The 11,233-nt window shown below is 47.9% G+C and carries 9 protein-coding genes; 4 read left to right on the forward strand and 5 right to left on the reverse strand.

Translation table 11 applies throughout. The features are described from left to right. Positions 1 to 1,817 (forward strand): HDIG domain-containing protein (locus GX147_01685; protein NLN59420.1); only part of this gene is annotated, 1,817 nt, incomplete at its 5' end. 76 nt (positions 1,818 to 1,893) lie between these two features. Next, positions 1,894 to 2,280 carry an rRNA maturation RNase YbeY gene (gene ybeY / locus GX147_01690; GenBank protein NLN59421.1) on the forward strand — a complete coding sequence of 129 codons (387 nt, stop codon included), beginning with the start codon at positions 1,894 to 1,896 and terminating at the stop codon, positions 2,278 to 2,280. A gap of 78 nt (positions 2,281 to 2,358) precedes the next feature. Here the strand turns inward: ybeY and truA are convergent, their stop codons facing one another. Both truA and GX147_01700 read right to left on the reverse strand, forming a co-directional pair. Next, positions 2,359 to 3,096: a tRNA pseudouridine(38-40) synthase TruA gene (truA, locus tag GX147_01695; protein ID NLN59422.1), complete on the reverse strand. Its 738-nt coding sequence runs from the start codon at positions 3,094 to 3,096 to the stop codon at positions 2,359 to 2,361. A gap of 164 nt (positions 3,097 to 3,260) precedes the next feature. After that, positions 3,261 to 4,142, reverse strand: coding sequence for a 3-keto-5-aminohexanoate cleavage protein (locus GX147_01700; GenBank protein ID NLN59423.1), 882 nt, complete (start codon positions 4,140 to 4,142; stop codon positions 3,261 to 3,263). 373 nt (positions 4,143 to 4,515) lie between these two features. Here GX147_01700 and GX147_01705 point away from each other — a divergent pair, with 373 nt between their 5' ends. Next, positions 4,516 to 4,728 (forward strand): dodecin domain-containing protein, encoded by a 213-nt coding sequence (locus GX147_01705; GenBank protein NLN59424.1) that lies wholly within the window; start codon positions 4,516 to 4,518, stop codon positions 4,726 to 4,728. 679 nt (positions 4,729 to 5,407) lie between these two features. On the opposite strand, the gene GX147_01710 is transcribed toward GX147_01705, so the two are convergent. After that, complete coding sequence (locus GX147_01710) at positions 5,408 to 6,175, reverse strand: sel1 repeat family protein (protein NLN59425.1); 768 nt, start codon at positions 6,173 to 6,175, stop codon at positions 5,408 to 5,410. 491 nt (positions 6,176 to 6,666) lie between these two features. Between GX147_01710 and GX147_01715 the strand changes: the two genes are divergently transcribed. Then, positions 6,667 to 7,923, forward strand: coding sequence for a hypothetical protein (locus tag GX147_01715; GenBank protein ID NLN59426.1), 1,257 nt, complete (start codon positions 6,667 to 6,669; stop codon positions 7,921 to 7,923). A 43-nt stretch (positions 7,924 to 7,966) separates the two neighbouring features. Here the strand turns inward: GX147_01715 and ablB are convergent, their stop codons facing one another. Beyond that, positions 7,967 to 8,815 (reverse strand): putative beta-lysine N-acetyltransferase, encoded by an 849-nt coding sequence (ablB, locus tag GX147_01720; protein ID NLN59427.1) that lies wholly within the window; start codon positions 8,813 to 8,815, stop codon positions 7,967 to 7,969. Next, on the reverse strand, positions 8,802 to 10,136 hold the full coding sequence (gene ablA / locus GX147_01725) for a lysine 2,3-aminomutase (GenBank protein ID NLN59428.1): 1,335 nt from the start codon (positions 10,134 to 10,136) through the stop codon (positions 8,802 to 8,804). The genes ablB and ablA overlap by 14 nt, the downstream gene beginning before the upstream one ends. Between the last annotated feature and the right edge of the window lie 1,097 nt (positions 10,137 to 11,233).

The following is an 11,233-nucleotide window of genomic DNA, read 5'->3' on the forward strand; positions in this document are numbered from 1 at the left end:
GCACGGGCGCACGTGCCATTGGCAAATTAATCGATCAAATCTATTCGGACACCTATGTTACCAATCATGCTTTTGAGCAAACCGATCTTGAACGCGGTATTGTCGTGCGAAACACCAAAACGCAGGAAGAATTTCTTACAATCAATTTTGGCAACTATGTCCACGTCCAGGCGCTTGAAAAGTTCATCAAAGGGAAAGCCGAAAAGGTTATGCCCCAATACAACAAAGATTTCAGACGCGCCGCTGTTGCATTTGTCCTGAAAATCACCAAACCGAATCTGACGTTTGACAGTGAAGCAACGGACAAAAAAAAACAGGAAGCGATACAATCGATTAAACCTTCCTATTTCCAGGTTCTCAAGAACGAGATGATTGTCCGTGAAGGGGAGAAGATCACTGAACCCATCAAAGACAAACTGGATGCCTATTACAAAGCCCGGGAAGGAAAAAGCAGACTTGGAGCCATCGCCTCTTTTTTCGGCGTCACCCTTATTGCTTTGCTGCTTGGCATCGCCTGTATTCCTGCCATTCGCAAATGGAAGCCCAAAACCCAGGAATTGAAAACAATCATGCTCTTCCTCGCCACCCTGGTTTTGGTGCAATTTATCCTGATTCGTTTCGGCTTGATCATTTCCGATGCCGTTGCCCGCGCCTTTCCCGTTTTAATCCCTCAGGATTGCTTTTATGCCATCCCTTACGTCGTTGGAGCCATGCTGGCTACCGTCTTAATTAACGACCGCATCGCCGTCATTTTCAGCGTGTTCGTATCGTTCCTTTTGGGATTTCTTTTCGATGACCGGGTTATTATGCCGATTTTTTCAATGGCTGGCTCCATTTTTGTCATATACCAGATATACTTTACCAAGCAGAGGTCCGCCTTTTTCGTGGCGGGACTGCTGCTCGGCGCGATTAACAGCGTTATCATTTTTGCCATCACCCTCGAATCCAAAGCACCCCTCGACTGGATATTCCTGGTCAAGTCACTGATGGGTTTCATCGGAGGCATGGCTTCCGGGATCATTGCCGCCGGTTTTCTCCCTCTTTTTGAATCCTTCTTCAAGTTAACGACGGACATCAAACTCCTTGAACTGGGCAATCTCAATCAACCCATTTTTCAGCGCATGATTATTGAAACCCCCGGCACCTATCATCACAGCATCATTGTGGCCTCCCTTGCCGAGTCGGCGGCGGAAGCCATTGGCGCGAATGCCCTTCTCGCTAAAGTAAGCGCCTATTACCACGATGTCGGCAAACTGGTGAAACCACATTATTTCATTGAAAATCAACCGGTCGGCGAAAATAAGCATGAGAACCTGTCTCCCAAAATGAGCAGCCTGATCATAATATCTCACGTCAAGGACGGTTGCGATTTCGCACGACAGTTGAATCTGGGAAGCCGGATTATCGATATTATTCGTCAGCATCATGGTACGAGCCTCGTCACTTATTTTTACAATAAAGCGAAAAAACACTCAGATACCACCTTCAATAACCTCTCGGATTCCGATTTTCGCTATCCGGGACCAAAACCGCAAACCAAGGAAGCGGGCCTGGTCATGCTCAGCGATGTCATTGAGGCCAGTTCCCGGACTCTTGATGACCCTACTCCATCCCGCATAAATAATCTTGTCCATGAGAGGATTGAAAAAATCTTTCTGGACGGACAGCTTGATGAATGTGAACTGACACTAAAAGATTTGCACAAAATCGCCGAAAGTTTCATCCGGATACTCACGGGGATTTTCCATCACCGGATTAATTATCCGGATCAAACGGACTCCCAAGAGATGCGCATGGTAAAAGAGACCCCCCTGTAAAGGAGGATTGATGCCCTTACTGATCAACAACCGACAAAATGTTATCAAGATAAACGGCCGACAAATGCGGGCGGATATGTTAAAGGTGATCAGATATTTAGAGTGTGAGGATCATGAAATCAGCCTGCTTCTGGTAGACGATCATACCATCCAAGACCTCAATCGAGAGTATTTGGGCCGAGACAAGCCAACCAACGTGATATCTTTCGGCATGCGGGAGGGGGAATGGCAAAACATTCAACCGCGTGTTCTGGGAGATATTGTCATATCTGTTGAAACGGCTTTGCGGGATGCCCAGACGGAAGATATCGACATACACGATGAGATCCTTTTTTTGTTCATTCACGGCTTGCTCCATTTGCTCGGCTATGACCATGAAAATGGGGTGATGGAGGATGCCATGATTATGATGAACAAAGAAATGGAGATTTTTAAAAGGGTCAGAAAATATCCCTTGGATTAAGATCCCACGCCAAACGATTGACATATCGGTATCCTGAAAAAACCATACCCCTTTCCGGACGTTTCCTGATTCTTGGACTCAATAATGGACCTCAGCCAGGAACAACCCGTGAGCCGGTGCGGTCATTCCGGCTTTCCGCCTGTCTCTGGAATCGAGAATAACCTTCAAGTCCTCCGGTGTGATTTTCCCCTTCCCCACTTCAACAAGTGTTCCCACAATGTTTCTCACCATGTGCCGAAGAAACCCGTCGGCCGTGATCGTGATGAGCAGTTTTCCCCGATCGTCCCTGTCAAGCTCAACGTCTAAAATGGTTCTTGTGTAGTTTTTAACCTTGCTCCCCGTACCACAGAATGCCTTGAAGTCATGGGTCCCTTTAATAAAACAGGCTGCCTTCTTCATGCACTCTAAATTCAACTCTTTTCGTACATGCCAACAGTAATATCGGTTGATCGCCGTGTTCGTCGTATTATTCCAGATATGGTACACATACTTTTTTGATTTTACGCTGAATCTTGCGTGAAATGACTTGGCCATCTCTTCGACCCGCTTAATCACAATGTCATCGGGCAACACACCGTTCAGTGCACGCAACAAATTTTCTTCGCGTATCCTGGCGGTCATCTGAAAATTCGCGACCTGATTGAAGGCATGGACCCCACTGTCCGTTCTCCCTGATCCAATTACAGTAACCTCTTCTCTGGTGATCAATTTAATTTTTTCCTCAAGAGTTTGTTGAATACTTCGGTGTCCTCTCTGCCTCTGCCAACCGTGGTAGCGGGTACCGTCATACTCGACAACTATTTTGATATTTTTCATTAAGTCCATGCCTGCTAATTAACTGATTGACGAAATATGGAATATCGCCGACACACGTTATTTCAAAAATAACTCAGCCCATCCGAGATCCATGGGATGATCCACGATTCCACCTTGGCTTGATAAGGCCTGTTTCTTAACTTCAAAACCGTTCAGGCTATTCGTCAATCTTGAGGTTTATTTTGGTTTTCCCCGCGACCATACTGACCGTTTCCTCCTTCCAGCCTGAGCCGCATCCTCAGTTCGTCTGGTTTCATGATCAGTCTTTCATTGGCCTCAGCCAGGATGTGGATACGCCTGAGCAGATCGCTGTTGCGTGCCAGTTTGCTCCGAGCACGGTCGTACCAGATGTTGTCTTCCAAACCGGTTCTTACACCCCCACCCATGGCAATGGCCATGGAATTGATGGGTAATTGATAATCCCCGACCGCCCCCATGCTCCATAAGGACGACGGTGGAAGGTCGTTCAACATTATGCCGCTATGCAGGAGATTGGCCTGGGCACAGGCCACGTTACCCAAAATGAGATTGAAATAAAAAGGTGGTTTAAGCAAACCCTTGTTGATTAGATATTTGGCATAATGAATCATACCGATGTCGAAGGCCTCCAATTCGGGCATGATGTCACGATTCAGCATCTCCCTGGCCAAAGCCTGAACCATTTCAGGATCATTGATGCTGGCCTGTCGGTTAAAATTGAGAGAGCTCAGGGTAAGGCTTCCCATATCCGGTTTGTCACTTCCGGTGAGTTGCAGAACCTCTGAACGCTTTTCAAGTTCGTTAAAATTTCGGCCACTCAAGGAAACCCCAATGACAAGATCACAGGAAAATTTACGAATTCCTTCAATGATACTGCGATATACCTCCGCTTTATAGGTCTGGGCCCCCGTCCGCTTATCACGGGCGTGCAAATGCACCATGGTGATGCCGATTTCAACGGCTTCATGGACACTTTCCACGATTTCTTGAACTGAAATGGGAACATGAGGTGTCATGACTTTGGTAGGAATCATACCGGTGGGAGCGTAATTCAGAATCAGGTTCATTATTTCGACCATCTACCAACAGAGTGGGTGTCCATAGATTAGCGGTTGACCAATTATCTGAACCACTCCGTTCATATAAACGAAGCTTCCGACCATTTCACCCTGAATCAGGGTCCAGAACGGAGAGCACTCTCAACAAAAGCCTCTAAGACAGTGGTATCCCTTGGAAAGAGGAGACCATGGGCGATTAAACGCATTTTGTCAAGGGTGAAAAATAACGATGCTGTGATGTTGACTAAAAAACATTAATTATTAAATTTGGTAAAGGCAAAAAGCTGTATCCTCCGTCGTTAATAAACCAACCTTCCTCCGTAATGAAAGAAACTCGTTAACTGACCCTTCTAAACATTATCCGCAAGAAAGGAGACAGATTATGTCGGAAAGTACTTACAAGATCATCGAACTGAACGGCGTCAGTAAAATTTCCTGGGAAGACGCGGCCAAGAACGCCATAGAAACCGCCACCCAAACACTCAAGGAAATGAGAATTGCGGAAGTTGTCAAAATGGATCTGACCATAGAGGATGACAGGGTCGTCATGTTTCGAACCCGATTAACAGCGTCTTTCAAATATATCAGCGGTTGATGATATGCCGTTCTTTTGGGCAGGCGAAATGAATGCATGGCTTCTATCGAAAAAACTCTGCGATCAAGGGAACAAATCCACCAAGGACTAAAAACAATAAAAGTCTCTTTGCAGGCAGTATTATGGCATAACAAGCAAGCAAAGGCTCCTAAACGACATCCCCTGACAGAAACGCGTCAGAAGCGGCAAAGGAAGATTGGTTTATTAACGACAAGGGATAAAAATTTTTGCCCCGAATTCCACTTCATTACGGAACTAAAGATTCCAATCCTTGTTACCCCGTCATTGACAAGGACAAGCATCTGATCGATGTCATTGCAAGCCGACGCATCCCCGCTTGCCTTGGTCCGGAGGATGATCTGAAGGATTCGAGAATCTGGAGATCAACATCATTGTTTATTCGAATGGCGGCAGGGCTGACCAGGGACAGGTCAACAAATATCATTGCATTGATCCACACCTCGGCACAAAAAACCAAGAAGGGGCTTGCCCGTATATATGAACGATCCCGTCCCCTATTAACCCGCCATTCTTTTGCCCTTCGGCCCCGGGAGAACCGGGGCCTTGGCGCCCTCGCATTGCACACTTTCTGGCATGCTTCCAGAACACCTGCCGTTCCCACCATCAAATCCGGCCCGGATACTTCAATATGGAGATTCGAGACGAAGATTTCGTTTCATTACGGCGTGCTTCGGAACTCTTCGCTCAAAAACCGTGCCCGGGAAACGTCCTCTCGTGTCATCTCCTTTTCCAGATTATCCCGGAGCTCTCGTGCCCTTGTCACCCCCTGTGCGGCCGCAACATCCAGCCATTTGTATGCATGGATATTATCTTTCGGAACGCCCAATCCCCTCGCATACATCCGCCCCAGATCATATTGCGCTCTGGCCAGACCGAGAGTGGAAGCTCGGGTAAACCACTCTGCCGCTTTCTCATAATCCTGATTAACGCCGTCGCCATTGTAGTACATCACAGCCAAATTGTACTGGGCCGCCGCCAAATCCTGTTCCGCCGCTTTACTGTACCATTTGAAAGCCTCGGTATGGCTCTTGGGAATCCCTAAACCGTCGGAACTCATCATACCTAAATAGTATTGGGCTTCGGCATGCCCCTGAACTGCCGCTTTCGAAAACCATTTGGAGGCCGCGACATAATCCTTCGAAATGATTTCTCCTCTGAAATAAATGCTGCCCAGATTGAACTGGGCATCCGCAAGTCCTTGCTCGGCGGCCCGGTTATACCAGTTCACTGCCTCGACATAATCTTTTGTAACGCCGATGCCATTTACGTACATGCGCCCCAGTTCCTGCTGTGCTTCGGCATGACCCGCAACAGCTTGAACACGAACCTTTTCAAAGGCTGACGCGTAGTCTTGAGACATCACGGAAACGGGTAAACTCAGAATGAACATCGCAACCACAACACCTGACCATGTTTTTTTCATCATAGCATTCCTCCATATGATTTCTTTATGAGGGTCCCTTGAATCCATTTAAAAGCATTGAGTGCCGTTGATCAATAATGAAGATTTTTGTAAAAAGTCCACAGGCCAACGGGAACCAACACAAACAATTACGAATGCGCATGGGTTGGACGAAAATCCCATGCAACCATGCATACATGGATGGCAACTCTTATCCTCCTTTAGCGTTTCCAATGCCGGTGATGTAATGGTTGCAATCGGGAATCGTAAAACCCGATTTTTCTCCAATTCATCTTACTTCGTTCCTCCCTCTCTTGCAATTCCTACCGATTCATCAGATAATGCCCGGGTGAGCTTCAGGACCTTACTGCTGGGTTGACGGGCTAATCACCCCATATGGAAGAATGATCCGCATGCAGGACAACACCCATAAATATAGCTGTTTTAATAATACATACCGCCGGTGTTGCCTCATCCTCATCCTTTGCGTTTTTATTCTTTCAAGTTGCATCCATATGCCAGAAACGATCCGTGACATCAGGGAGCTCCCGCAGGATCACACTTGGTACATGACATCAGAGCACGTTTTGATGCCCGATGCAGAACAAAAATCAGCCGACGCACGATACAATGCCCTCTACTTCTCCCCATGGCATCGCACGAAGCCTCTTCGTACCCTGGATTCTGTCCGGAAGTCATTTCTTAAATTCGAACTTAACCCAGGATATGGCGAAAACTTGCGTAAGCGCGACCCAACATGGGCCAAAAATTTGCGGGATATGGCCGCTCTCGATGGTTATCCAAACATGTCCCGTTCCGGGATAACCACCCGGAATACTGACTTACGGATCCTTCCAACGCGAAAACCTGTTTTTTACAGCAGGAGTGGATATCCCTTCGATAGATTGCAGGTATCACTTATTTCCGCCAATACACCGATTTATATTTCCCACGTTAGCCGGGACAAGACATGGTTCCTAGTTGAAACACCCTATGCATCTGGCTGGCTGGATGCCCGACATATTGCGCTGGCAGATGAAAATTTCAAACGAAAATGGGAAAAGGGTACATACGTCGCTATAATCACCGATAAAACCCCAATTTATGATGATCAAAACCATTTTCTTTTCAATGCACCCCTCGGTTCCCTCTTTCCCTTCATCTCTGAAACGGACAACACCATTCGAATCATGTACGCGGCAGGGGATACCACCAAACGGGCTATAACGGGGGAGACGCTTCTCTCCAGCGAAGCGGCAGCCGTCAAACCTCTGCCCCTGGCGGGAGCCAACATGATACGGATAGCCAACAACTTGACCAACGAAGCTTATGGCTGGGGTGGTCTTTATGAAAACCGAGATTGTTCCGCCATGCTCAAAGACATGTTCGCTCCTTTCGGCCTCTGGCTCTCTCGTCATTCTGCCGATCAGGCAAAACGGGACGGGTATTTCATCGATCTGGCCCCCCTTTCCCTTGAGGTGAAGGAAAAAACCATCCGGGAAAGGGGCGTTCCTTACATGACGCTTCTATGGATGAGGGGGCATATCATGCTGTACATCGGGCAATACGAAGGTGAATTGCTCGTATTCCATAACCTGTGGGGCGTTTCAACCGCAAATCTCTGGGGAATGCGCAAACGGCTGACTGTTGGTCACGCAGCTATCACCACGCTGCGCCCGGCGAGAATCTTCAATACTTCTTCTCCAAATGAAAGTGATTTCCTTAAGAACGTCATCGGGATGACACTACTCGGCGAACAACCGGATTTTTAGTTGGGATCAATTGATCATTCGATGTTGCGTTCTATGCTGGCCGTTACAGGGATTTAAACCACACGTTCATGCTTTCAATATGACCGCTGATATTGGTGTTATTGATCAGCCTGCCGCCAAAGCAGTAGCCTCCCCTTGCAAAAGTTATGTTCATGCCAACGGAAGCGGCCCGGGCAATCGTGTATGCGGTCCTGATGCCTTTTGCCCTTACTTCCTTTTCCATGGCCAAAAGCAGGTTAAAAGCAAGTCCGTTCCCTTCCCATTCCGGGAGAGTCGCAAAATCCGTCATTTCCACACTTTCTTCGTTTCGGTCCATTTCGGCAGAAGAAAGCGCGACGAGATTCCCATGAACTTCTACACCAAAATAATCGACGTCATTTTCCATCGTTTGGATCAGGTATTCGGGATAATCAATGGGGAAAGGGTAAGACTGAAAGACCCGGGCATAGAGGCGGCTCATCAGGGGTGCATCGGTGCGGTTGCATGGTCGAATACGAAACGGTAAACCCGTTTGGCACACGGGTTTCCCTGCATGACAACGCTTGATCGCAAGATCGGCAATCCGGTCCAATTCGTCGCGGTAATCTTCCTTTTTTCGGAACTTCTGAAGGTATTTACCAAGAAAGAGAGCCGATTCCAGACCGCGGAAATACCCGGAAACACAGGCCTCCTTCTCGTATCCAGCGTCTATGAACAACCGTGCAAGGGTTGCGGGGACCTTAGCGAAAACTTTTGAATACCCCTCATCAACGGCCAGAACTTCCACCTTTTCAATCAATTTTTTCGGATCCGATGAGCCGATTTTCATGATATAGACGCGGTCGTTCAATGGTCCGTGCTGGATCAGGGCATCCCCAATGTGTTCGATTCTGTCCGGTTCATGCCGGATCATCATGGCTATTTTCCTCCCTACGGGCCATGCGTTGGTTGTCAGCGGGAATAAGGGAAATGGTTTTGTCATGATCGGCCAACAGTTTCGTGATTCCCAGATCCTCATAATCCTCCATATTCCCGTTTTCATGCTGCAGGATGCAGTCGTCGCAGTTGCGGTCACAGACGATCGCTCCATAATCATCCGGTTCCTTATACGTTGTAATGACCCCCTCGTAATTCCGCAGGATGATTTTAGTCGGCGACCAGGAAATCAGGTAGTTGGGCATAACAGGAATTTTGCCTCCGCCACCGGGAGCATCGATAACGTAGGTTGGGACACAGAGACCACTCGTGTGCCCGATCAGATTTTCGAGAATTTCGATGCCCTTGCCTACGGGTGTGCGAAAATGAGAAAGCCCATCCGAAAGATCGCATTGGTAAAGATAATAGGGACGGACCCGGTTTGCGGCAAGACCGTTTACTAAAGCCCGCATGATCAGGGTGCAATCGTTGACCCCTGCCAGCAGAACCGACTGGTTTCCCAGAGGGATTCCTGCATCGGCAAGCCTAGCCAAAGCTTTCCGGGATGCACCCGTCAATTCCCTGGGATGGTTGAAGTGCGTATTAAACCATAAGGGATGATATTTATTGAGGATGTTTACCAGATCTTTGGTGATGCGGTAAGGAAGTACCACGGGCATTCGTGAACCGATGCGGATAATCTCCACATGTTTGATGGCGCGCAACTTCGACAGTATCCAGTCAAGATAATCGTCGGAAAGCATCAGCGGATCGCCGCCGCTCAAAAGAACATCTCGTATCCGCGGCGTATTGCGAATATAGTCGAGGCCAGCCGTGATTTCCGTCTTTGAGGGGATTGAATCCACATCTCCGACACGTCGTTTACGTGTACAATGGCGGCAGTACATGGAGCAGATATTGCTGACCAGAAGCAAAACCCGATCCGGATAGCGATGCGTCACCCCTGGGACGGGGCTGTCCAAATCCTCATGCAATGGGTCTCCCATATCGTCTTCCACGATTTTCAATTCAAGTGAGGAAGGAAAGGACTGTCTGAAAACCGGATCAAGGGAGATTTCTGATGGATCGTTGTTGATAAGGGACAGGTAATAAGGGGTAATCGACATGGGGAATTTGGCTTCTGTAAGGCCGAATTGCGCACGTTGTTCATTATTCAGAGTGATCTTCATCAGCCTTTCAAATGTGTCAAGTGTACGTACACTATGGCGTATCTGCCATTTCCAATTTCGCCATTCCTTGAAGGTGGCGGCCGGATCAATGCTTTCCATGATTTCCTTCTGTCTGAGGTAGAGGCTCATGGTTTACTCCTTTCTTGGCAACCGTTCTTTTCTCCGGTTTTGCAGCACAGCCATGAAAAGACGAGGCGTGATTAAATATCTTGAATGCTTTGCGGGGAGACCCCTTTTCAAGCTGTTCGACAAAAGCCTTCCGAAAGGGATCGTTATCAATGCATGCAAGACTTCAGCAGGCCGGAATCTGCTTATGCGTAAAAGACTTTAATAACGGACAGACGAAAGAAATGAGGGGTGAGCGTAGGTCCGTCCGGCATCATTTCGCAAAGCTCATTCTGATAGGTCTTTATGCTTGCAACGATTTCCCTGACGGGAGTCTCTTGAATATGGTCTTATTTCGTTAAACGAATTCGAGGTTCATATCACGGCGCTGTTTCTTTTTGCAAGGATTTATCGGCCTTGGATGGAAATCGCTTTGTTGTCGGGAGGATGAAGACGGCGGATCGGGAAAACAACCAATCATATTTTCACCTGCTCGGGACGCACTCTCCATAGTGATTTCGGTAATCGAACCGGGCAGTTCGTCTTTATTCGTAAAATAACAACAGATAATCAATCGTATTTTTACATACTTCACTCATGAAGCGGGAATCTCATAAAAAACCGCAGGGCCAATTACCGCGCAGCGCCCACTTTGAAGACTAAGAAAAAGGTTGCAAGACCCCATCCGTTCCCCGACAACAGGCCATATGGGGAGAACGTTTCAGCCAGATTCGATCTTCTTTCATGACAGGATACAGGGAGGGGGTTATTAACGTCTGCTGTGCCGTTGCTCAGCACTCGCAAGCCCCAAACAGGAATCCGCCTTCTCAAGTTCCGATAATAAATCCTCGACTCCTGAAAACGGCTCCGTCTGTCAGCGGCAATGCCCCCACTAAGGATTTACGCATGTGCATCACCACGCTCCTGCCCCCTCCCATTGAAACGGCATTCCTATTATCGCCTCAGGCTTAATCGTCGCTTGGCCGGAACTTTGAGAGCCAATGTTCCATTAGTTTTCCTGCCGCCTCCCTTCCACCCAACCCGAAAGAGAGAGCTACGGCTACGGCTATCGCACCTAAGGTAAGACCGAAGGCCAGGTTCACAATATCATCGGCAATGCC

The sequence above is a fragment of the Deltaproteobacteria bacterium genome (assembly GCA_012522415.1).
In the GTDB taxonomy this organism is placed as follows: domain Bacteria; phylum Desulfobacterota; class Syntrophia; order Syntrophales; family JAAYKM01; genus JAAYKM01.

Bases quoted from the DNA above. Each gene is read 5' to 3' on its own strand.
- GX147_01700 (NLN59423.1), bottom strand. From the start codon at position 4,142: ATGAACCTGATTCTGAATTACGCTCCCACCGGTATGATTCCTACCAAA.
- GX147_01710 (NLN59425.1), bottom strand. From the start codon at position 6,175: ATGATGAAAAAAACATGGTCAGGTGTTGTGGTTGCGATGTTCATTCTG.
- truA (NLN59422.1), bottom strand. From the start codon at position 3,096: ATGAAAAATATCAAAATAGTTGTCGAGTATGACGGTACCCGCTACCAC.
- ybeY (NLN59421.1), top strand. From the start codon at position 1,894: ATGTTAAAGGTGATCAGATATTTAGAGTGTGAGGATCATGAAATCAGC.
- ablB (NLN59427.1), bottom strand. From the start codon at position 8,815: ATGATCCGGCATGAACCGGACAGAATCGAACACATTGGGGATGCCCTG.
- ablA (NLN59428.1), bottom strand. From the start codon at position 10,136: ATGAGCCTCTACCTCAGACAGAAGGAAATCATGGAAAGCATTGATCCG.
- GX147_01715 (NLN59426.1), top strand. From the start codon at position 6,667: ATGCCAGAAACGATCCGTGACATCAGGGAGCTCCCGCAGGATCACACT.
- GX147_01705 (NLN59424.1), top strand. From the start codon at position 4,516: ATGTCGGAAAGTACTTACAAGATCATCGAACTGAACGGCGTCAGTAAA.